The sequence below is a fragment of the Polyangium spumosum genome, assembly GCF_009649845.1.
In the GTDB taxonomy this organism is placed as follows: domain Bacteria; phylum Myxococcota_A; class Polyangia; order Polyangiales; family Polyangiaceae; genus Polyangium; species Polyangium spumosum.
On record NZ_WJIE01000004.1, the window covers coordinates 636,876 to 658,451 of the forward strand.

General features: G+C 70.1%; 15 protein-coding genes. 8 read left to right on the forward strand and 7 right to left on the reverse strand.

What is annotated here, in order from left to right:
- Positions 1-294 precede the first annotated feature (294 nt).
- The 4 genes from GF068_RS16545 to GF068_RS16560 are packed head-to-tail and all read left to right on the forward strand — an operon-like array spanning position 295 to position 5,068.
- Positions 295-1,326, forward strand: a complete 1,032-nt coding sequence (locus GF068_RS16545; RefSeq protein ID WP_170319519.1) for an amidohydrolase family protein — start codon at positions 295-297, stop codon at positions 1,324-1,326.
- Entirely contained in the window at positions 1,323-1,985 is a 663-nt protein-coding gene (locus tag GF068_RS16550; RefSeq protein ID WP_153820330.1) for a hypothetical protein, read from the forward strand. The genes GF068_RS16545 and GF068_RS16550 overlap by 4 nt, the downstream gene beginning before the upstream one ends.
- Complete coding sequence (locus GF068_RS16555) at positions 1,982-2,431, forward strand: hypothetical protein (protein ID WP_153820331.1); 450 nt, start codon at positions 1,982-1,984, stop codon at positions 2,429-2,431. The genes GF068_RS16550 and GF068_RS16555 overlap by 4 nt, the downstream gene beginning before the upstream one ends.
- 6 nt (positions 2,432-2,437) lie before the next feature.
- Complete coding sequence (locus GF068_RS16560) at positions 2,438-5,068, forward strand: hypothetical protein (protein ID WP_153820332.1); 2,631 nt, start codon at positions 2,438-2,440, stop codon at positions 5,066-5,068.
- 6 nt (positions 5,069-5,074) lie between these two features.
- Here GF068_RS16560 and mfd read toward each other — a convergent pair whose 3' ends face one another.
- The 4 genes from mfd to GF068_RS16580 all read right to left on the reverse strand — a co-directional run bounded on the left by mfd (position 5,075) and on the right by GF068_RS16580 (position 11,697).
- Entirely contained in the window at positions 5,075-8,818 is a 3,744-nt protein-coding gene (gene mfd, locus GF068_RS16565) for a transcription-repair coupling factor (protein WP_153820333.1), read from the reverse strand.
- A gap of 37 nt (positions 8,819-8,855) precedes the next feature.
- The gene (locus GF068_RS16570) at positions 8,856-9,788 is read right to left on the reverse strand and encodes a tudor domain-containing protein (RefSeq protein ID WP_153820334.1); all 933 of its coding nucleotides are present in this window, start codon (positions 9,786-9,788) and stop codon (positions 8,856-8,858) included.
- A 68-nt stretch (positions 9,789-9,856) separates the two neighbouring features.
- Positions 9,857-10,498, reverse strand: coding sequence for a DUF4276 family protein (locus GF068_RS16575; RefSeq protein WP_153820335.1), 642 nt, complete (start codon positions 10,496-10,498; stop codon positions 9,857-9,859).
- Entirely contained in the window at positions 10,495-11,697 is a 1,203-nt protein-coding gene (locus GF068_RS16580) for an AAA family ATPase (protein ID WP_153820336.1), read from the reverse strand. The genes GF068_RS16575 and GF068_RS16580 overlap by 4 nt, the downstream gene beginning before the upstream one ends.
- Positions 11,698-11,844: 147 nt before the next feature.
- Between GF068_RS16580 and GF068_RS16585 the strand changes: the two genes are divergently transcribed.
- Entirely contained in the window at positions 11,845-12,546 is a 702-nt protein-coding gene (locus tag GF068_RS16585; protein ID WP_153820337.1) for a hypothetical protein, read from the forward strand.
- Between the two features lie 218 nt (positions 12,547-12,764).
- On the opposite strand, the gene GF068_RS16590 is transcribed toward GF068_RS16585, so the two are convergent.
- Together GF068_RS16590 and GF068_RS16595 are read right to left on the reverse strand one after the other, a co-directional pair.
- Positions 12,765-13,148, reverse strand: coding sequence for a hypothetical protein (locus tag GF068_RS16590; protein WP_153820338.1), 384 nt, complete (start codon positions 13,146-13,148; stop codon positions 12,765-12,767).
- A gap of 44 nt (positions 13,149-13,192) precedes the next feature.
- On the reverse strand, positions 13,193-13,561 hold the full coding sequence (locus tag GF068_RS16595) for a DUF2325 domain-containing protein (protein ID WP_153820339.1): 369 nt from the start codon (positions 13,559-13,561) through the stop codon (positions 13,193-13,195).
- Between the two features lie 352 nt (positions 13,562-13,913).
- On the opposite strand from GF068_RS16595, the gene GF068_RS16600 reads away from it, so the two are divergent.
- Positions 13,914-16,049 (forward strand): PilZ domain-containing protein, encoded by a 2,136-nt coding sequence (locus tag GF068_RS16600; RefSeq protein ID WP_153820340.1) that lies wholly within the window; start codon positions 13,914-13,916, stop codon positions 16,047-16,049.
- Positions 16,050-16,070: 21 nt separating this feature from the next.
- On the opposite strand, the gene GF068_RS16605 is transcribed toward GF068_RS16600, so the two are convergent.
- Positions 16,071-17,666, reverse strand: coding sequence for a hypothetical protein (locus GF068_RS16605; RefSeq protein ID WP_240806945.1), 1,596 nt, complete (start codon positions 17,664-17,666; stop codon positions 16,071-16,073).
- Between the two features lie 88 nt (positions 17,667-17,754).
- Here GF068_RS16605 and GF068_RS16610 point away from each other — a divergent pair, with 88 nt between their 5' ends.
- Both GF068_RS16610 and GF068_RS16615 read left to right on the forward strand, forming a co-directional pair.
- The gene (locus GF068_RS16610; RefSeq protein WP_240806946.1) at positions 17,755-19,470 is read left to right on the forward strand and encodes a glycosyltransferase family 39 protein; all 1,716 of its coding nucleotides are present in this window, start codon (positions 17,755-17,757) and stop codon (positions 19,468-19,470) included.
- Positions 19,471-19,690: 220 nt separating this feature from the next.
- Positions 19,691-21,505 (forward strand): sigma-54-dependent transcriptional regulator, encoded by a 1,815-nt coding sequence (locus tag GF068_RS16615; RefSeq protein ID WP_153820342.1) that lies wholly within the window; start codon positions 19,691-19,693, stop codon positions 21,503-21,505.
- Positions 21,506-21,576: the final 71 nt, after the last annotated feature.

Sequence of the window (21,576 nt, forward strand, 5' to 3'; positions counted from 1 at the left end):
TCGATAGAGACCAGGAGCGCTTCATCATTTGGTTCCTTGCTGGAGCTGCTCTTCTAAGGGAAGCCGGCGCCGCGACAAGGTCACGAACGTACACGACGTTCGCGCGGCGCCGTATTTGATCGACCTGTGATTGCTCTCACGGTTGGCAGCGCGGTTCGCAGCCGCTTCACCACATTCATGGTTGCCCGGCACGACCATCGGCGCAATACGCGCGACCCGCTTGACATCACGAGGTTTCTCGAATCCATTGTGGCGGTGTTTTTACGTCGGTCTCGCGCGGGACGTACTCCGCTCGTGTTGATCTCGGTCCTCGGGCTTTTTGCGCTCGCGTCCCTCGACACGGGCTGCGGCGCGCCGCCGCGTGGCGTCGACTGGAACGGCAAGCGCCTGCCGGTCATCGATCTGCACCTGCACCCGGGCGACTGGGATCACGTCCCCGAGGACACGCGGAAGTTTCTCGCCTCGCGGTTTCCGTTCCCGCTCGGCCTCGACGCCGAGGCGGCGGCGAAGGGATCCCTCGAGCCCGAGAATGTCCTCCTGGAGATCGACGACGCGGGCATCTGGGGCGCGGGGCTCTTCGCCATCTATGCGCCGCGCACCGTGGGGATCGCCTCGAACGAGCTCGTCGCCGAGGCCCTCACCGTCGCGCCGGAGCGCTTCTTCGGCCTCGCCTCGCTTCGCGTCGATCGGTGGTCGACCGATCGCGACGCCGAGCTCGCGCAGCTCGAATCCACGCTCTCGCGGCCGGGGTTCGTCGGCATCAAGCTGGCGCACGCCCACCAGCATTTCCGGATGGACGACGCCGCCTACTATCCGATTTACGAGATATCGGCCCGGATGGGCAAACCGCTCTACCTCCACACCGGGACGAGCCCGTTCCCCGGCACGTCGCAGGACGCGCCCTACACCGATCCGACGTACCTCGAGCCCGCCATTCAGCAATTTTCCGGCGCGAAGTTCATCCTCGGGCACCTCGGGTATGATTTCAAGGAGCAACGCAACGTCGGGCTCGAGACCTGCATTCGCCTCGCGAAGGCGTATCCGAACGTCTTCCTCGAACCCTCGGCGCTCGGCTCCGCGGGCTCGGATCCGACGGGCGCGAACCTGAAGGAGGCGATGCGGCGCATGCGCGAGGAGGGCGTCGTGGACCGGATCATTTATGGCAGCGACGGCCCGCAGAGCCCGGGGTTCGTCAAGGGATACCTCGATCGAACCGTCGCCGCGATGCAGGAGGCCGGATACACCGAGCAGGAGGCTACCGACGTCCTCGCGGGGAATTTCTCCCGTGTGTTCGGCGTGGCCATCCCGGCAGAGGCGGCGGAATGAAATCGACCCTCGTCGTCGCCTCGGTCCTCGCCGCGTGGGTCTGGACACCCCAGGCGCTCGCCGCGGAGCCGCGTTCCCCCTTTCCCGAGCACGCCGCGCTCGACGCCGTGGGCGGGAGCCCGGCGAGGGGCGCGTACGTCCTCTCGGCGCAGGGCGGCTGGCCCTTCTCGTTCCTGCGCGCGCAGGTGGGTTTGTCGAAGCGCATCACGTTGCAGAGCGAGCTCGAGTCGGCCCTCGGGCGTCGGTATCGCCCCATGCTGGGGATCGGCGTGCGGATCGCGGACGCGAGGCACCTGCGGCTCTCGGGCGAGCTCCTCGGCGGATGGCTCTTCCAGCGCAGCGAGGAATATCGGCGCGGCCCCAATGGAGAGCTCCGGCTCCGCCTGGCCATTCCGGTGCGGAGGTTCGTCCCTTACCTCGTGCTCGGCACGCGCCACGCATTCCTGCCCGACCTCTTGACGATCGAGCGCGCCTCGGGCACGGAGACGAGCTGGTCTTTGCGGCACGAGTGGACGCCGTGGGCCACGCTGGGGCTCGGCTTCGCGATTTCACGCGCCGTCGGGCTCGATATCGGCATCAACTACGGCTGGGTCGGCGCGCCGGAGACGATCGCGCTGCCGGGGATCCACGCAGGCCTGCATTTCGGAGGGGATCGATGAGCCGGGCCGCCCTGGGCTTCGCCTGCGCCCTCGCGCTTTCGCTCGCGGGGTGCATCAACGAGGAGACGCGCCTCTACGAGGTCGTGCTCGAGGGCGAGGTCGGCGTGGCGCCGGGCGCCCCGAGCGAGGGGGCCGTGCACCTCCAATTCCACGTCGCGAGGACGTTCGGCGAAGGCGACCTCGCGCATCCGCTCGGCGAGTTCGATCGGCGCACGATCGCCGGCGTCGGGCCGGTGCGCGAGACGTTGCTCCATCCGCGCGATGTCGGGGAGGGGCTCGTCGTCTACGGCTGGCTCGACAGCGACGGCGACGGCATCCATTGCGCGCCCGGACAAACTGAGGAGCCCGCGGGCCTCGTGGAGGTCGCGGGGTTCCCGGCGCACGCGCTCTCCTTTTCGCTGACGTTGAGCGCGCCGTGTGTGGGGCCGGAGTCGTTGTATCCTTGAGAGACGATGTCCGACGCACCCAAGCCGAAGCGTGACGTGCTCGATCCCGCGCTGGCTCTGCGCTTCGCCTGGCGCGTGGCGCCGCCGCCCGAGCCGTCGCCCCCGCCCCCGCAAGCCGACCCCCGAGCCGCGACGAACGTCGACCCCACGGCATCACGAGGCTTCGCCGAGCACGCGGCCGAGGTCTGCGAGGAGCTCGCGAGGGAGGTGCGCAAGGCATGGGCGCTCGTATCGCCGTCCGCGCAGGCCGCCGCCACGAAGCGGCTGAAGCGCTTCGCGTGCCGGATCGGCTTCGAGATCGTCGGCATGTCCCGGCATCCCCTGGAGGCCGTGCGGCTGCTCCGCCTCCTCGTCCGTCACGTCGAGGCCGCGCCGATCCGGCGTCACGAGATGTTCCAGCTCGCGTGGCTTTCCGTGCCGGATCGCCACCCCGAGGTGGTCGAGCTCCTCGTCGAGGCCGCGCGCACCGGCGACGAGAACCTCGCGTTTGTCCTCGATCGCACCGTGGCCGACAAGGAGCTCGGAGGACGTTATCCCGAGCTCGGCGCGCGGCTCGCCCAGGTCGCCGACGAGGCGCGCGCCTGGCCCGCGCGCGCGCTCGCGATCCGGTGGCTCTCGCTCGACGATTTCCCGGCGGCGATCCCCTCGCTGCGGCGCGCGCTCCGGGGGAGGCACGCGCGGATTCGATATTATGCGCTCTTCATCCTCTCGCAGATGAAGGGAGGGGCGCTGCGCGAGGAGGACGTCCTCTGGCTGCTCGAGGACGCCGTGCCCCACCCGCTCGACGGCGACCCCGGGATGAGCAGGTACGAGCGCATCGCCGACTACGAGAAGGCGCTGATCGACGCGCTCCGGGTGGCGTGTCCACCCGAAGGATGGAAGCCGCTCGAGGTCATCCTCGAGGGCGGCGGCGCGTACATCTTTCGTGATCGTCCCGGGCTCGACTCCGACTGGGCGCTGGAGGCGCTCGCGGCCGGATATCCGGAGCGGGCCATCCACCGCATCGATCGCGCGCTCGTCGAGCCGGGCAGCCTCGACAGGTACGCCGCCCTCCGCGCGATCGGGCGCTTGCCGGAGGAGCTGGCGCGCCCGCGGCTCCTTCAGGTGGCAGGGGCCTCCGAGCACGACCTCGTCGAGCGCGCGAAGCAGATCTGGTTCTCTCGGTTCGGGAGTGAGCTTCCGACCTCGCCGCTCGCCGGGGTGCCCGTGTCTCTGCTCGAAGGTCCGCCGAGCGAGCGCTTCTTCGCGTGCCTGACCGTGCTCCGCGGCGCGTCGCAGCCGGCGATCTTCACGATGGTCGACGCGCTGCTCGCCGAGGCGCCCGAGGGGGACGCTCCGCCCGAGCGTCTCTCTCCCGCGCAGCGTGAGGCGCTCGTGTTGCTGCTCTTCACGCTGCGCACGACCGGCAGGCTCTACAAGCACCCGACGCGGGGCGATCTGAACGAGGCCCGCTGGGCCAAGCTCTTGCTTCGCCGGTTCGGCGCGCCCGCGTTCGAGGGGCTCGTGGTGTTCGCGGAGGCGGGGGCCGTCGCCGGGGTGCTCTTCGGCTGGCTCGACGCGCTCACCTCCTTGGCGCGGGAAGAGATGCTCGGCCCGGAGCAACGTGAGCGCCTGCGGGACATCGCGCGCGCCGCGCTCGCGTCACCCGCGTGGGACAACGCGATCGCGCCGCTCAACGCGCTCTCGGTCGTCGGCGCGCCGGAGGACTGCCTCGAGCGGCTCTGGTCGATCCTGATGGTGCCGGAGGAGCCCACGGAGAAGCGGAGGGGTGGCGTGCGTTCGAACGCGGACGCGGCGCGGTGGGCTTCGATGGCCCTGCGCGGGATGGAGTCCCCCGAGCTCGACGCGCGGATCGCGGCGGCGGCGGGCGAGGCGCTCCGGCAGAGGGACTTCGAACTCTTCGATCGGCTGATGTTCCTCGGATCGGCTCGAAAGACGCTCGGGGTGCTGGACGTCGCGATGGCCGCCCTCTCGTCGTATGACGGTGATCCTGCCACGTACGGCCCGGTGTCCCACGCGGCCTCCGTGCTCGCGCGGGCCGAACGCCTCGACGACGCGTGGATCCTGTCCATGCTCGAGCGGCCCGAGGCGTCGCAGTTCCCGATCGCCGCTGGGCTCGTCCGGAGCGACTCGCCCGCGCCGATGCTCGAAGCGCTCACGCGCGCGCTCGGCTCACCCGCGCGAGGCGGCGCGGCCGCGGCCGAGGCGGCGCAGGTGCTCGTGTTGCAGGAGGTGATCGCGGGGGACGACCCGCGGCTCCCTGGCATCCTCGAACGAGCGCCGGACCTCGCGCGCGCCGAGCTGTGCGGCGCGCTCATCGACGTCAAGGTGCCACTCGCGAGCTACCGGGAGCACGTCGCGGCCTGCCTTCTCTCGCCCGATCCACGCGTCACGCGGGAGCTGCACGATCCCTTGTGGTGCCGGGAGCCGGAGGGGAGGGACGAGCTGTTCGAGGAGCTCTTGCCTCGGGTGCAGGTCGAGGACACGCGCGACTTCATGCGCCATCACCTCCGCGCGCCGAACGAGGCCGCGACGTACTGGGTCGACGGCGCCGAAGAGGACGAGGACGAGGACGACTGGGACGACGACGACTTCGACGACGACGACGACGAAGGCGACGAGGACGCCCCGTCCTGACGCGGGCTACGCCTCTGCCTTCATGCAGCCTGCGAGCTCCGCGAGCAGTTTGTCCGTCGCCTCGAGCCCGCTCGCGAACGGCTCGGTGTCGCGGCTTCGTCGTGACAGTCGCATGTCCGGCGACAGCTTGTACGGCGAGCCCTTCGGCTGCACGAGCTTCATCACCTTCGCCGGATCGAGCGGCGTGTCGTCGCGCAGGTGCAAGGTCACGCCCTTCGCCGTCGCCTCGCAGGCGAGGGCGCGGAGCTTCCGGAGCTCGGTCTTCAGGCTCATGAGGTGCACGAGCCGCCGCGCCTCGATCGGGGGCGCGCCGAATCGATCCTCCATCTCGTTCGCGAGATCCTGCACCTCGTCCGGGCTCGAAGCGCTGGCGAGCCGCTTGTAGAACGACAGACGCACGCCGACGTCGGACACGTACTCCTCGGGCAGGAGCGCGTCGGCGTCGAAGGCGAGCTCGGGGTCGACCTCGTGCACGACGGGCTCGCCTTGCAGCTCGTGCACCGCCTCGTCGAGCATCTGGCAGAAGAGCTCGAAGCCGACCTGCGCCACGTTGCCGCTCTGCTCGGCGCCGAGGATGTCGCCCGAGCCGCGCAGCTCGAGGTCCAGCGAGGCGATCTGGAAGCCCGAGCCGAGCTCCGTGTGGCGCTCGAGCGCCTCGATCCGCGAGCGTGACTCGTCGGTCATCGCGTTCGCCGGCGGCACGACGAGGTAACAATACGCGCGCTCCTTCGAGCGGCCCACGCGGCCGCGGAGCTGGTAGAGCTGCGAGAGGCCGAACATGTCGGCGCGATCGACGATCATCGTGTTCGCCCGCGGGATGTCGAGGCCGCTCTCGATGATCGCGGTCGAGCAGAGGATGTCGTAGCGACCCTCGACGAAATCGAGCATCGCCTGCTCCAGCGCGGTCTCGCTCATCTGCCCGTGCGCGACCGTGATCCGCGCCGAGGGCACGAGCTCCTGCAGCCGCGCGGCCCGCTCGTAGAGGCCCTCGACGCGGTTGTACACGTAAAACACCTGCCCACCGCGACCGAGCTCGCGCAGGGTGGCCTCGCGCAGGACGTTCTCGTCGTGACGCGTGACGATCGTCCGGATCGCGCGCCTCTCCGCGGGTGGCGTGGTGATGATGGACATGTCGCGTAGCCCCGTGACGGCCATCTGCAGCGTGCGCGGGATGGGCGTCGCCGTGAGCGTGAGGACGTCGACGTTCGTCTTCAGCGCCTTGATGCGCTCCTTGTGCGTGACGCCGAAGCGCTGCTCCTCGTCCACCACGAGCAGGCCGAGCTTCTTGAAGTGCACATCCTTGGAGAGCAAACGATGTGTGCCGATGACGACGTCGACCTTGCCCTCGCGCAGGCCCCGGGTGACCTCGTCCTGCTCCTTGTTCGACTGGAAGCGCGACATGGCCCGGACCTCGAGCGCGTACGGGCTCATGCGGGCCTTGAAGTTCAGGTAGTGCTGCTGCGCGAGCACGGTCGTCGGGCAGAGGACGGCGACCTGGCGGCCGGAGGCCGCGACGCGGAAGGCCGCGCGGATCGCGACCTCGGTCTTGCCGAAGCCCACGTCGCCGCAGACGAGCCGATCCATCGGGCGCGCGGCCTCGAGATCCGACGAGACCTCGCCGATCGCGCGGGCCTGATCGGGCGTCTCGTCGAAGGGGAAGGTGGCCTCGAAGGCGGCGTAGTCGTCGTCGGGCAGAGGCGTCGGCTCGCCGACGGCGCTCTTGCGCTCGGCGTAGAGGCGGAGCAGCTCGTCCGCCATCTTGCGCAGGCTCTTCTCGACGCGGGCCTTCGTCTTGGCGAACGTCTGCCCGCCGAGGCGGTCGAGCTTCGGCGCGCCCTCGCCGCCCTGGAACTTCTGGATCTGGTTGAGGCGATAGACGGGCAGGTAGAGTTTGTCCCCGCCCGCGTACTCGACCGTGATGAGGTCGACGACCATGCCGCCGACCTGCTTGTGCACGAGGCCCTGGTAGCGGCCGATGCCGTGATCGGCATGGACGACGAAATCACCGACGGAGAGGTTGCGCAGGTCCTCGAGGAAGGGGCGCGCGGAGGCCTTCGTGTCCTTGCCGGCGCGCGCGGCGCGGCGATGCGCGCGGGCGCCGAAGATCTCCTCCTCCGTGACGAGCGCGACGAGCTCCGCGGGGGCGACGACGCCACGCGCGAGGGCGCCTCGCACGACGAGCGCGGTGCGCGCGGCCTCGGGATCGGACGCGTCGAGGAGCGCGGGATCGAAGGCGCCGAGGCGGGCTTTGACGCGGACGCCCTGGTGGCGCAGCAGCGTGACGAGGCGCTCGACCTGGGTCTCGGCGCGGGCGGCGATCACGACCCGCATGCCGTGCTCCTGCCAGGCGAGGATGCGGCGCACGAGCGGATCGAGCGCGCCTGTCTTGCCGCGGGAGGCGCGCGCGGCCTTGATGGCGCGCTCGAGGTCGCCTTGATCGAAGGTCGCGAGGGAAGGCGCGTCCTCGGGCGCGACCTCGAAGCGCTCGAGCGAGGCGGGCTCCGGCGCGTCGCCCGCGATGCCGGTCCGGTGCAGCGCGACGTGCGTGCGGCCCGCGATCCACGAGGCGACGCCGCCTTCGGTCTCGTAGAACGCTTCGAGCGGGAAGTGCGCCTCGCGCGACTTGTGGGCGAGATCGGCCATGGCGCGGCCGACCTCGTCGCGGAGCGAGCGCGTGATCGCCGCGGGATCTTCGAGCACGACGATGGCGTCGTCGGGCAGGTACGAGGCGAGCGGCGCGAGGTCGAGGTACGCCGGGAGAAACCCCTCCGCGCCGAAGAACGTGCGCCCGCTCGTCACGTCGTCCACGAGGGCGCGCGCCTTGATCGAGGGCAGATCCACGGCGTCGCACGCGCTGCGCACGCGCTCTCTGGCGCGCGCCTCGTTCTCGGGCGTGAGCACGGCCTCGCGCGCCTGCGGGAGCCAGACCTCCTTGATGTCGGCGATCGTCTTCTGTCCCTCGGGATCGAAGGATTTGATCGCCATGACGAGGTCGCCGTAGAACTCGATCCGAGCGGGGAAACTCGCGTTCGGCGGCCAGACGTCGAGCAGGGCGCCGCGCACGGCGAAGGTGCCCGGGTCCTCGACGAGCGGGCTTCGGACGTAGCCGGCCTGCGCGAGCCTGCGGATCAGGGCATCGCGCTCGATCTCCTGCTCGGTGACGACGAGCTCGGCGTGCTCGAGGACCTCGGGCTGCGGTACGACCTTCCGCGCGAGGGCGGAGACGGGACACACGAGCGCGCGCCAAGGCAGATCCACGGCCAGGTGGAAGAGCGCGGCGAGGCGGGCTTCGGCGCCGCGGCGATCGGGGTTCACGTCGGCGTAGGGGCTCGACTCGTTCGGCGGGAAGAGCAGCACCTCGCCGAGCGTGGTTTTTCCCGCGTCCGGCTCCTCGGCGTCGACGCCGGCGAGCAAAAACGATGCGTCGGCGTGGAGGGCGCGGGCGGACTCGAGATCCGCGGTGACCACGATGATCTTCCGGCGCGTGTTCTTCGCGAGCGCGCGGACGACGAGGGCGGTCGCGCCGCCCGCGACGGAGACGACGTGGATCGTGGGGCCCTTGTGGGCGTTGATCCGCGTGGCGAGGTCGCGCGTGGTGGTGATCGGGCGATCGAGCGGGAGCTCGTAAGAGGGCAGGGGCTCTACCGGTGCCGCTTCCGGGCGATCGAGCTCGAGCTCTTCGATTCCGGCGATCTCGCCGAGGGGAGCGCGCAGCTCTGCGGCTCTGTTTGCCTTTTCGGTCGCGGGCATCGTTCGCCCGCGCTCTGTAGCACGAAGCGTGCGGGAGCTACGGGGCCGAGATGTACTGCTCGGCCACCCAGAGCTGCGTGCCGTTGCTCATGGTGACGAAGTACTGACCTTGCGCGACTTGCGCGACCGTCCCGGGGTACTTGTTTCCGTCCGACCACGCGACGAGCACGGCCGAGCCGACGCCCGGCTTCGACAGGCTCTTGCCGAACGAATCGAGCGCGTGGCCGAGCTTGTCGAAGCCCGACTTGAGCGCGCCGCCGACGACCTTGGCCGCCTCGGCTGCGTCTTGCTCGATGCCCTTCGGCTGCTGGGGCTGCGGGGCGGGAGCGGGCGCGGGAACGGAGGCGGGAGCGGGCGCGGGCGCGGGCGCGGGAACGGAGGCGGGAGAGGGAGAGGGCGCGGGCGCGGCGGCCTCAGCCACGGCGGCTGCGGCTTCCTCGGGTGCTGCGAAGGCCGTGGCTTGCGTGCCGATCAACGTGGCGAGGGTGGTGATGGGGCGACGCTCGCCGCCGCGGTGGAGGCGCAAGAGCTCCTGCTCGACGGCGCACACGTACGCGACGAACTTCTGCATGTCGCGCGACATGGCGGCGTTCCAGTGGAAGGCGATCTGCTGGTACCGGAAGAGATCCAGGTCTTGCCGCGCGAGCGTGGACGAGAGGCCGGCGTGCATGATCTGGGCAGAGAGCTCGACGTACTCCTCGAACGTGAGCGTGGGGGCGGCGCCCTTCGCGCGGCCGAGCGCGGCCTGATACGCGGGGACGAACCGCGCGGCGATCGCGCCGCCGAGCGCGGGATCCTCGAGCCGCGCGAGCCAGCCCGCATGCGCGGCGAGCCAGTCCTCGCGGGAGACGTCCTTCGACTGCGCGACGCGCGCGCAGGCGTCGGTGTCGTCGGGGTGATCGGCGCAGAGGGCGCGGAGCTCGGCGTATTGCTCGAGCGAGAGGCCGGCGATGGGCGCGAGGGGATCCATGCGGGGCGAGGGAAGCCGGGGTGCGGTGAGGGGTCAAGGGGGAGGCAAGGGAAGGGCAGGGCGAGGGATCAGACGCCCAGCGTCCGGAGGAGCTTGTCGAGGCTGCGGGAGCCGTGCTGCCCGGGTTTGCACTTGCGGGCGTCGGGGAAGTTCAGCTTCGTGAAGAGGTCCTTCCCGTCGCGGATCTTGTCGTACTCGCGGCCGAGCAAGCGGGTGAGCTCCAGGACGCCCCTGCGGCCTTGTTCGCCCATGTTTCCTTCGAAGGAGTGGAACTTGGGGGCCGTCTTGAAGACGCGCCGCTGGTGCAGTCCCCGTGCGTCCGCGAGGAGCCAGGCTTCGAAGGTTCGATCGGCGATGACGACGTACGCCTCGTGATGGGCGTAGCCCTTCGCGCAGAGTTCCTTGGAGAGCTCGTGATGGACGGTTTGCGCAAACTGGCCCGTGCAGTCCTGCCGGCTCTCGCGATCGATGCAGATGACGACGCGGGTGCGCCCCGCGACGATGTGCCCGATGACCTTGGGCGCGACCATCTTGGCGATGGCGGTGGGCGTCATGTGCGAGCCGACGCCATGCAGGTTTGTCGGTTTGAGCGGAGGGCAGCCGGGGATCAGGCGGGGCAGCTCGGCGAGCGCGTGGAACTCGGTCTCGCCCTCGACGATGAGGCCGATCGTGGAGAGGGCCTTCGGACCATCCGCGCGCGCTCGGCTCATTCCGCTGCGTCCGGCACGCCGCCGAGGGTTCCATCGAGCCACACGTCGCCGAGCTTCTGTCCGCTGTTGGCGAGGATGGTCCGGAGGGCGCGCTCTTTTTCGAGGGCAGGGGTCACGATCGTGCCGTGCTTGTCGTGGTTCTCCACGATGTAGAGCGAGGCGGGATCCCGCACGGAGTCGACGACGACGGGCGAGTGTGTGGAGATGAGGAGGGGCTCAGCGAACGGCAGTCGATCCTGCGCGCGGTCGAGGATTTGCTGAAGCGCCCACGGGTGGAGCGCGTTCTCCGGTTCCTCGATGGCAAGCACGTTTCGCTCATTGCCTTCGAGCGCCACGAGCAACGCAAGCGCGTGGATGACACCGTCGGACACGTTGGCTTCGGAGAGCTCTCCTTCGATCCCTCGTTCTTTGAAAGAGAGCGCGATACGGCCGGGTTGGTAGTGGATCGTCGAGACGTCTTCGATACGAGGGTAGACGGCCTGGAGCCCGGTGAGGACACGCTGGAATGCCTTGGTCGGCGCCTTGCCGCGGGGCCGTATCCGCTCGAGGGCAAGCGGCAACCCCTCGCCTGTCGAATGGAGCAAAGGAGCGCGGCGGCGCGCACCGCCGACGTTCGACTCGGCCCGCAGAGCAGAGGCATCGAGCCGGATACGAGCGGCCCTCGGAGGCCGGTAGGAGAGCGCCCACTGCAACAGCCAAGGAGAGGCCAAGAGCCGAGGCTCCGAGGCGACATGATGGAAAGACGAAAGCCAGTTCCGTGTCTCGTGGTTCAGAATTTCCCCAGCATCGAGATCCGTGGGAGTCCCCTCGGACCACACGGCTCGAAACGGGCGGAGAGCGGCCTGCTGGATCTGCATTTCCTCATGGCTGACGCGCACCTCGCGATGATCGCCCGCGTGCTTCAGCGTCAGATCCACGCGCAAGCCGAACCGCGTCTTTCCAGACGAGAACGGCATTTCGACCGCAAACCGCATGCTTTGCGCGGGCCTTTTTCCCCGTCGGACGAGCTGCTCGTAGCCTCCGTACAGATCGATCGGCTCTGTGGACCTGGCGGCCAGCATGTCCAAAAACAACGCCAGCGCCTGCAGAATGTTCGTCTTCCCGGCCCCGTTCGGCCCCACGAACACCATGAGCGGCGACAGCTCGAGACGGAGCTTCTTGATGGACTTGAAGTTCTCGACCTCGAACCAGCTCAGCATGACGTCCTCTGCGCGCTCGCCTCGCCCCGGACTCTACCGCGCTCGCCCGCGCCTGCGACGTGGAAAAACGAAGCCCTTGCAAGGCAGCCCGCGTCTCTGCCATCGTTCCGCCCGCCCGATCCACCCCCCCCAAAAGGAGCCTCCCCCATGGCCGACCCGTACATCGATCCCTACGAAACCAAGCCCTACGGCAAGTTCGCGCGGGAGCAGATGGCGGCCGTGCTCCTCGGGAAAAACCCCGTCTTCGACGACCTCGTCGACTGGATGATCGGAAAACAACTCACCGCCGATCAGGCGATGAGCGACGTCCTCGACAAACAACCCAAGCCCGCGCCTCTCCTCGACAGCGCCGCCGTCCTCGAAGACGCGCGCGACACCATCGTTCGCTTCGGCGCCCACCTCGACTCCCTCAAGGGCCGACCCGTCGATCCCAAGGTCTTCTTCCGGAACGATCCCCCGAGCGTCATCGCTCGCCGCAGGCTCACCAAGCTCACCGCCGCCTTCGGCCACATCCTCGACGAGTTCGGCAAACACAAGGCCAAGATCCGCGACGCCGACCACTGGTACGCCGAGATCGCCGAGGTGCACCTGAAGCTCGGCCACCTCGAGAAGCAACAACGCGCCGCGCGTGTCGAGAAGGTCGAGGTCGGTCCCGAGGTCTCCGCCGCGCGCGAGGCGTGGCTCGACGTGTACACCGCCAACAAACACCTCGTCCGCGGAATGCTCGCGCACCTCGGCAAGCCCGAGCTGCTCCCGCTCATCTTCGACGACCTCGCCGAGGTGCACCGCGCCGGCGGCGTCAGCGACGCCCTGCCCGCCGGCAACGAGGCCCCCGCATCCGAGGGCTGACGCCACGCCCCCGCCGCAAGACTCGTCTCAACGCTTGAAACGCGCCCCCGTCCGCCCAGGCGCCGACTTCAAGTGTTGAAACGACGACTCGCCCGCCGAGCGGCGCGCTTCAACGCTTGCAGTCGTCGACCCCGTCGGGCCCCCCGCGCACTTCAACGCTTGTTTTGCAAGCGCTCGATCCCCGAGGCGCCCGCTTCAACGCTTGAAGTCGACCCCCGTCAGTTCAGCGACCCGCCGTCGCCCTTCGCGCGCCCCGCCCCAAAAATCGCCTCCCAGTTCGCCCTGTACGCGTCCGTCGCCACCTGCGCCGGCCCGGTGCGCGCGGGCTCCGGGGCCTTCGGGCTCTTCACGAGCACCTCCACGTCGTAGAGACGCTCGTGCTCCTTGCGCGGCGACAGCTTCACCACGTCGCCGTGCACCGGCGCGCCTTCGCGCATGTTGCGGATCGCGCCGAGCTCCACGTTGCCCTCGCGAAGGCGGAGCACGTGATACCCCTCCCCGTCGGTCATGGGGCTGTGGATCATCACCACGTCCTCGGCCTTCGTCTCCAGCGCTTCGCTCGGCTTTGGCGGCGCCTCGGGCGGATCGGGCTCGTCACTCACACGGCAAGCTTGTCACGTTTCGGGCGGATCGCAGGCGTCGATCCTCAAGCCCCGAGCAGCGCCGCCTCGTAACCCGTGCGCATCGAGCCGTCGGCCCGGAAGAAGCCCTGCGCCGTCGCCTGGTCGATGGCCTCGAGCAGGCGCCCGAAGCGGGCGATGCCGCTCTTGCGCAGCAAAAGTGTCCCGCGGCCACGCTGACGCGCGAGCTTGCGCGCGAGCTGGACGGCGCCGTGGCTGTTCGTCTCGGTCACGATCACGATGAGCTGGCAACGCTCCACGAGCCCCTCGAGCGTCTGCGCGCCGCGGCCTCGGACGTCGCCGCGGTGATACTCGAGCTCGTGACCGGCCGCCTTCGCCAGCCGCTCGAGCTGCACCTCGTATCGCTCGACTCCCCCAATCCATCCAATACGCATGGGGCCTCCGTGACGGCGCACCCCGCGCGCGCTCAAAGCGCCGCCGGTGGCCGATTGTCCGCTATAGCGGATGATATAAGGTTCCGTAGCGGAACTGTCCAGGGCTTCACGGCGCGATCACGGAAAAATGTCCGCGATGACGGAGCCTGGACCGGACCCCCGCGCCCTTCCCATGGCGTCGGCGTCGTCCGCTCCTCCCGACAACCGGCGCGGGGGCCGTTTCTTCCCGGTCAACGCTCCGCCACCAAACTTGGCCCTCTTCTTCGAGGTGCCTTAGTCGGGGCGAAAGCGAGAGAGCCGCGGGGGCGCGGCGGGGACGGGGTCTGTCCAGTCCCTACCCTGGAGGATTGTCATGAGCATGCGAGGCGCAGAAGACTCGGCGACGAACACGACGGCCACCAGCGGGACGCCGGAGAGGCGCGCGGGCCACCACCGGGTTCACTTCGAGGCGCTGGTGGCCGTGGGCGAGGCCAAGGGGAGCGGCGGCTTCGAAGCCGAGTCGATCGACGTCTCGCCCGAAGGCATGCGCCTGCGCACGGCCTACCTCCCGCAGATCGGCGACAAGCTCGTCTGCCGGTTCGAAGGAGACGCCGGCGAGGTCGTCGCCGACGGTGAGGTGATCTGGCGACGCGAGGCGCCCCGCGGCGGCGAGTTCGGCCTGCGCTTCGTGAGCTTCGACAGCCCGGACGCGGAGGCGACGCTGCGCAGCCTGTGCCAGGAGCTCGGCGGCCCGGACGAAGCGAGCGCGGGCGTCGGCGCGATGGGGATCCCCGGGACACGCGTGCGGCTGCACATCGAGGGGCTCGGCTCGCCCATGAAGGCGCGGGTGCGGGAAGCGACGGGCGGCGAGGTGCTGGTGGGCTCGAACCTGGAGTTCCTCAAGGTGGGCCGCTCGCTCGAGCTCGAAGACATGGACCACGGCGACAAACGCGCCGCGACGGTCGACGCCGTGAAGGTGGAGGTCGACCCGTCGACGAAGGTGCCGCAGCTCGTGGTGTCGCTGCGCTTCGGCGAGGCGAAGGAGTCGAAGAAGGTCGCCGCCCCGGCGAAGGCGCCCGAGAAGGAGACGAGCAAGGAGACGGGCAAGGAGAGCTCGTCCCTCGCGCTCGGCGCGCTGATCAAGCGCACGACGCCGGGCGTGGGCGCGGTCGGGAAGACCGAGATCAGCCCGAGCGGAGGCGAGGCGAAGGAGGCGCGCGCAGAGGAGCCGTCGTCGCCGCCGGCGCCGTCGCTCGCGAGCGGGCAGAAGAAGGAGTCGCGATCGATGCCGCCCGTCACGCGGCCGAGCGCGTCGGAAGCGTCGGCCGCGCTGCGCGAGGAGGCGAAGGCGGAGGACGAGGACGTGAGCGAGGCGAACGATCCGTCGCTGGACTCGCCGGCGGTGGGCGGCGCGAAGAAGGATTTCTCCGCGGCGCTGCGCGGGGCGACCGAGAAGGCGAAGGGCGCGACGAAGGCCGCGTTCGGCGCCATCGGGCCGGCAGCCGCCGGGCTCGGGACGAAGGCGAAGGGCGCGATGTCGGGGCTCTTCGCGTCGATCCGGAAGCGGCGCGGGGCGGAGGCGGCCGAGCCGGAGGAAGCTCGCGCGACACGAAGGACGACGGCCGCGCCGCCGACGGGCGCGCTCCGCGCAGCAGGCAAGAGGCTCGTGCGCGACAAGGAGGAGGTCGAGACGACCGAGGCCACGCAGAAGCCGCGCTCGAGCACGAAGGCCGCGCTCATGGGAAGCGCGCTCGGGCTCGCGTCGGTGCTCGTGCTGGTGGGCGCGATCCGGCTGATCGGCGCGTGGCGTTCGCCGGACGCGGCGCCGCAAGGGACCGAGGCGAACGCGGCCGCAGCGACGGCAGCGCTGCCCGCGCCTACGGTCGCGAACACGGCGGCCGGAGATCCGAACGCCGTGCCGAGCGTGAACGTGCCGCTCTTCGGGGCGACGCCGCTCTCGACGACGGAGCCGGTGCCAGCGATGCCGACCGAGCCCGATGGAACGGTCGCAGAGGCGCCGCCCGAGGGAGGCGCCCAGCTCGCCGCAGCGGGAGACGAAGGGGAAGGCGAGGACGACGCCGAAGCGACGGAGACCCAAGGCGACGGCAAGCAGTTCGGCAAGGGCACGGTGCGGAGCCCGATCATGCTGCGGCTGAAGGTGGACGGGCCGATCGAGACGGTGAACGGCGCGTCGGGCGCGATGGGCTTCACGGTCTCGCTGCCGGGGCGGCGCGCGCTCTCGTCGGCGACGGAGCTCGCCCGGAAGGACAAGCGCATCGCCGCGATCAACGTGGTGAACACCGCCGCCGGCGCGGAGATCAGCCTGCAGTTCAAGGACGGCGTGCCGGCCTATCTCGCGAAGGCGAAGGGGAACCGGCTCGACATCGCGCTCGGCACCGACGCGAAGAAGAAGGTCGCGAAGGCAGGCGAGAGCAAGAAGAAGAAGAAGGGCACGCTCAAGAAGAAGGTCGCCGCCAAGAAGAAGGCCGGCGACAAGAAGAAGCCCTGAGCGAACGGACGGGTTCGAAGATCAGCGCGGCGCCGGACGGGTTTCGGCGCCGCTTTTTTTTTCGTAGATGCACCAGGCCCCGCCGCCGCGCAGGCGGATCGTCTCGGCCACGGCGAACTCGGCGCGGAACTTCGGGTGACCGTGGAGCACGCGCGAGGAGGGGACCGTGGGGTTCTTGCAGTCGACGCTCGAGGAGATGATCACGGCGTAGCGCGGGGCGCGCGCGAAGATCGCGGCGGCGTAACCCGCGCCCGTCTTGTTCGTGTAGCCGCCCGGGAGGCGCGCGATCTCGGGCGCGAGCAGGCCGAGCATGTCGACGATGGGGAAGTTCGTCGCGTAGCCGACGTAGCCGATGTCGGCGATGGCCACGGGGCCGGGTTTGTCGTGCCCGGAGAGCCACGCGGCGGTGCGGCCCGCGGCGTCGTCCCAGAAGGCCTTGTCCTTGTCGAGGATGTCGCGTTGCGCCTGGCGGAGCGAGCCGACGCGGGTGAAGGCGACGAGGACCATGAAGAGCGCGATCGCGACCGCCGCGGCGCGCTCGCGTCGCTCGGCGATCGTGCGCGCGGCGGCGTCGACGAGCAGGAAGGCGAAGGGCTCGGCGGGCGCGAGGAAGCGGTAGTAGGGCATCCAGTCGCCACCGACGAGGACCACGTAGAGGCCGAAGGTGAGGGCGATGGAAGCGATCGCGAGGCCCTCACGCCGCTTGCGGACGAAGGCGATCGCGACGGCGGCGATCCCGAGCCAGAGCGCGGGGCCGGCGTGCACGACGTAGCGGCGCAGGTAGTCGACGCCGCCGTTCCACTGCTGCTCGAGGTTGCCGGTCTTGGCGGTGAGCGTGTTGGGGAAGAAGCCGCCGTAGTAGGCGCGCCGGAAGGCGAGGTGCGCGATCACGGGCAGGGCGAAGGTGGCGAGGCGGAGGAGGCTGCGGCGGGAGAAGGGCCTGTCCGGATGCCAGACGTAGAGCAGGAGCAAGAAGAGCGGCGCCTCGGGGCGGGTGAGGGCAGCGAGCGCGAAGAGCGGGCCGGACCAGGGGAAGACTTCGGCGTCGTCGTGCTCCTCGACGAGGAAACGGTCGGTGCCGAGCAGGACGAGCAGGACGAAGAGCGGCGACTCCAGGCCGAAGACGGCGTACCCCGTCTGGAGGAAGCTCGAGGCGAAGAGCCAGGTGGCGAGGCACGGCGCCCATCCGAGCGGCGCGAGCCTCTTCGCGATGCGGTAGAGGGGGACGAGCGCGGCGCACGCGCAGACGACGCCGAGGACCTTCGCCGTCATCTCGGGGCGCGCGCCGAGCGCCGCGAAGACGCCGAGCAGCACGGTCCAGAGGAAGTTCGTGTAGCCCTCGACGCGCTCGCCGAGGTTGTAGACGAGGCCGTGGCCCTCCGCGAAGTTCCGGGCGTAGCGGAAGGAAATGTACGCGTCGTCGATCGTGAAGCTCGCGACGCGGTAGGCGTTCGTGGCGACGAGCATCATCGGCAAGACGAGCCCGAGCACGAGGTGCGCGCGTGAAGAGAGCGGCGCGCCGCCGAGCCAAGCGCGGAGGGAGGAAAGCGCGCCGCCGAGCCAAGCGCGGAGGGAGACGAGCGCGCTCGGCGGAGCGGCGGGAGGGCGGGTCGACATCGCGGAGCGGCCCATACCCGGCCTTTGTCGTGGCGGAAAGCGCGGCGACGCTTGCCAACCCCGGGGCCTGCGATGTTATGGCCGTTTCGTGAAGAGGACGCCCGAGGGCCAGGAACGAGACAGCGACGCGGACGCGGAAGCCGAAGCGGAAGAAGCGGACGCCGACGACGATCGCGGCGAGCCCGATCCCGACGCCGCCGATCCGCCCTGGAGACGCCCGCCCGCCGAGACGCTGCGCGACTGGCTCGCGGGTGCGCCTCTGCCGCGGCCCGTGCACCTCGTGCTCGGCCTCGTGCTTCCGGCGGTCGTGCTGCTCGTGAACGCGGGGCGCGTCCTGTCGTTCACCATCGACGACGCGTACATCTCCTATCGATACGCCCGGAACCTCGCGCGGGGGCTCGGCCTCGTCTACAACGCCGGCGAGCGCATCGAGGGCTACACGAACTTCCTCTGGACCGTGATCCTCGCGGGCGCGATCAAGATCGGCCTCGATCCCGACGTCACGGCGAAGGTCCTCGGCGCGGGCTCCGCGCTCGGCGCGCTCGTCATGATGTACCGCCTCTCCGATCGGCTCCGACCGCTCGCGGCGGCGCCTTGCCTCGCGACCTGGCTCGCCGCGACGACCGTCGTCTTCTCGGGGTACGCCGTCTTCGGCCTCGAAACCGCGTTTTTCGTCTTCCTCCTGCTCGCGGGTACGTGGCTCTTCCTCCGCGAGATCGAGCCGGGGTCGACGAGAGCGCTGCCCTGGTCGGGCCTGGTCTTTGGCCTCGCGGGCATCACGCGGCCCGAGGCGCCTGCCTTCGTCGGGTTGCTGATGCTCGTCCTGCTCTTCGGGCGCGAGACGTTCGGCACGAAGAACGGCCTCTTGCACGTCCTGCGCGCGCCGGGTGGCTTCTTCGGCAAGCAGAACCTCTTGCGCGGCGCGGCGTTCGTCCTGCCCGTCGGCGCGCACCTCGCCTTCCGGCGCGCCTACTACGGTACGTTCGTGCCGAACACGTTCTCGGCCAAGACGGGCAACTGGTCGGCGCAGCTCGACGGGGGCAGCGCGTACGTCAGGGACTACGTGTTTCACGCGGGGCCGGTGCTCTACCTCGGGATCTTCGCCATCGCGATCGGCCTGGTCGCGCGGCGCCGTGACCTGCTCGCCGTCTCCGCGATCGCGCTCTTCGTGCTCGGCTACGTGATCGCCGTCGGCGGCGACTGGATGCCGTTTTATCGCTTCATGGCGCCGTTCGAGCCCTTCGCCTTCCTGCTCGTCTGCGTCTCGGCGCGCGTGATCGTCGACCGCAGGAGCCAGGCCGCGAACGTCGCGCTCGCCGCCTTCCTGACGGTCGCCTTCTCCTTGCGGATCGGGAACATGCACGTCGCGCAGCGCCAGATCGTCGAGAAGGAGGAGCGGTTCTGGAAGATGGCCGCGGGCGGCACCACGAAGTGGCTGCTCGAGAACGGGCAGCCCGGCGAGATCGCGATCGGCGACATCGGGTACGTCGGGTACGCGACGGACTACCCCATCCTCGATCTGCTCGGCCTCGTCGATCCGGTCATCAGCAAGCTCGAGGGCGGCTACACGCGCAAGCTCGGCCCGGGCTTCACCGATCGGCTCTTCGACAAACGCCCGCCCTACGTTCTGATCATCTCCTCGAACATCGACTGCAAGCACCCGTCTGTCCCGGGATCGCAGGTGATCTACCGCGATCGGCGCTTCCTCCCGGCCTACGAGATCGCGGGCCGCGTGCCGCTCGACGCGGGCTTCGCCTGGTGCATCTACCGTCGCAAATCGACGCCCGGCACGCGGGCGCCCTGATGCATTCCGTACGAGCGTCCAGGCCGTACCCGACACGGCCCTCCGGAGATCGTGACACCCGAACGAGGGGGATCCTGAATTGATCCCGGCGGGTGGCGTGAGCGAACCTCTTCGCTAGAGTTCCTTCACCGAAAGCGTGGAGGCGCCGCGTAGATCACGCGGAAAACCTCCGGGGAGGAAAAGCTTGGGAGCGAGCGCTTCAGTGCATGCGAGGGGATCGATGCTCCGCGCGCACCGGGCGGCCGGGCACCATACGGGGCGGGTCCTGCTCGTCGAGGACGAGCCGGATCAGGCTGCGATCTTGGAGGCCGTGCTGCGGCACGAGGGGCTGGACGTCCTCGTCGCTTCGAGCGGCGAGCAGGCCCTCGAGATCCAGCACCGGACGCCCGCGGACGTGCTCGTGACCGATCTGAACCTCCCCGGGATGACCGGCATGGATCTCATGCGTCGGCTCACGCCTCCGACGGACGACGAGGCGCACAAGACGACCACGCCCGCGCCCGCCGTCGTGGTCGTCACGGGGTCGGGCTCGGTCTCGAGCGCGGTCGACGCGCTCAAGCTGGGCGCGGCCGACTATCTGCAGAAGCCGCTCGATCCCGCGCGGCTCGTGTCGCTCGTGCGTGAGCTCCTGTCCTCGGACAACGTCCGCGAGGCCGAGGGCGAGGACGACGACGCGACGGCCGGGCCGCTCGTGTTCGAGGGCATGGTGGGCGGATCGCGCGGCATGCGCGAGGTCTTCGCCCGGATCGACCGGGTCGCGTCGACGATGGCGCCGGTCTTGATCGTGGGCGAGAGCGGCACGGGCAAGGAGCTCGTGGCGCGCGCGATCCACAACCGCAGCCCGCGCAAGAACGGCCCGTTCATCCCCGTGCACACGGGCGCCATCCCGCGCGAGCTCATCGGCAGCGAGCTCTTCGGCCACGAGAAGGGCTCCTTCACCGGCGCCTTCTCCTCGGCCGAGGGCAAGTTCGAGGCGGCCACGGGCGGCACCGTCTTCCTCGACGAGGTCGGCACGATGGACAGCGCCGTGCAAGTGAGCCTCTTGCGCGTCCTCGAGACCTACCGCTTCACGCGCGTCGGCGGCCGCAAGGAGATCGAGGCCGACGTCCGCATCGTCGCCGCGACGAACAAGGACCTGCTCGATCTGGTGGACGACAACGTCTTCCGCGAGGATCTCTACTACCGCCTCAACGTCTTCACGATCACGCTGCCCCCGCTGCGCGAGCGCGTGGAGGACATCCTGCCGATCGCCGAGCGCTTCCTCGTGAAGTTCGCGAAGCGGTACGGCACGCCCGCGCGTCGCTTCTCGGAGGGCGCGATCCAGCGGCTCTACGTGCACGACTGGCCGGGCAACGTGCGCGAGCTTCGCAACGTCGTCGAGCAGACGGCGCTGTTCGCCGCGGGCGAGATCGTCGCGCCGGAGGAGGTCCAGATCGGCCAGGGCCGCATCGAGCGGCGCACGGGCCGTCGCTCGCACCACGACCTCCAGGTGCAGCCGAGCCAGCCGCACCCGGAGCCGGAGCATCCCACGCCGCCCGCGCCGATCACGACCACGCCGCCGCCGGCGCTCGCCGAGGCCGAGGGGCGCGAGCCGCCGCCTTCGCTCGTCGAGCCGCCGCCGACGTCCGTGTCCCCGTCGTTCGCCCAGCCGCCGATCCGCGCGACGGCGCCCTCGTCGCCGCACGACCTCGAGGCGCGGGAAGGCGGCGAGCGCGGCGAGCACCCGCTCGTCCTGCGTTTGCCCGTGGGCACGCGCCTCGCCGACGCCGAGCGCAAGTTGATCCTGCTGACGCTCGAGGCCGTGCGCGGCAACAAGCAGCGGGCGGCGCGCGTGCTCGGGATCAGCCGGCGTGGCCTCTACTCGAAGCTCCAGGCGTACGGCGAGCACGTGGGCAGCCACGAGGCCCCCGAGGCGCAAGAGGCCGAGGGCCCGCAAGACAGCGCCGAGGAGACACCCGCGCCCGCCTCGGAAGAAGCCCCGAGCGTGCCGAGCGCCCCGGCCGACGCGCTCGACGCGGGCCGCTGTCTCTCCTGAGCCTGCCCTCGACGTCTCGCGAGCCTGCCCGGCGGGGGTCCACCTCGTCGGCCGGGCTCGCTCGCCGTTTT

Bases quoted from the DNA above. Each gene is read 5' to 3' on its own strand.
- GF068_RS16550 (WP_153820330.1), top strand. From the start codon at position 1,323: ATGAAATCGACCCTCGTCGTCGCCTCGGTCCTCGCCGCGTGGGTCTGG.
- GF068_RS16555 (WP_153820331.1), top strand. From the start codon at position 1,982: ATGAGCCGGGCCGCCCTGGGCTTCGCCTGCGCCCTCGCGCTTTCGCTC.
- GF068_RS16560 (WP_153820332.1), top strand. From the start codon at position 2,438: ATGTCCGACGCACCCAAGCCGAAGCGTGACGTGCTCGATCCCGCGCTG.
- mfd (WP_153820333.1), bottom strand. From the start codon at position 8,818: ATGCCCGCGACCGAAAAGGCAAACAGAGCCGCAGAGCTGCGCGCTCCC.
- GF068_RS16570 (WP_153820334.1), bottom strand. From the start codon at position 9,788: ATGGATCCCCTCGCGCCCATCGCCGGCCTCTCGCTCGAGCAATACGCC.
- GF068_RS16575 (WP_153820335.1), bottom strand. From the start codon at position 10,498: ATGAGCCGAGCGCGCGCGGATGGTCCGAAGGCCCTCTCCACGATCGGC.
- GF068_RS16580 (WP_153820336.1), bottom strand. From the start codon at position 11,697: ATGCTGAGCTGGTTCGAGGTCGAGAACTTCAAGTCCATCAAGAAGCTC.
- GF068_RS16585 (WP_153820337.1), top strand. From the start codon at position 11,845: ATGGCCGACCCGTACATCGATCCCTACGAAACCAAGCCCTACGGCAAG.
- GF068_RS16595 (WP_153820339.1), bottom strand. From the start codon at position 13,561: ATGCGTATTGGATGGATTGGGGGAGTCGAGCGATACGAGGTGCAGCTC.
- GF068_RS16600 (WP_153820340.1), top strand. From the start codon at position 13,914: ATGAGCATGCGAGGCGCAGAAGACTCGGCGACGAACACGACGGCCACC.
- GF068_RS16605 (WP_240806945.1), bottom strand. From the start codon at position 17,666: ATGTCGACCCGCCCTCCCGCCGCTCCGCCGAGCGCGCTCGTCTCCCTC.
- GF068_RS16615 (WP_153820342.1), top strand. From the start codon at position 19,691: ATGCTCCGCGCGCACCGGGCGGCCGGGCACCATACGGGGCGGGTCCTG.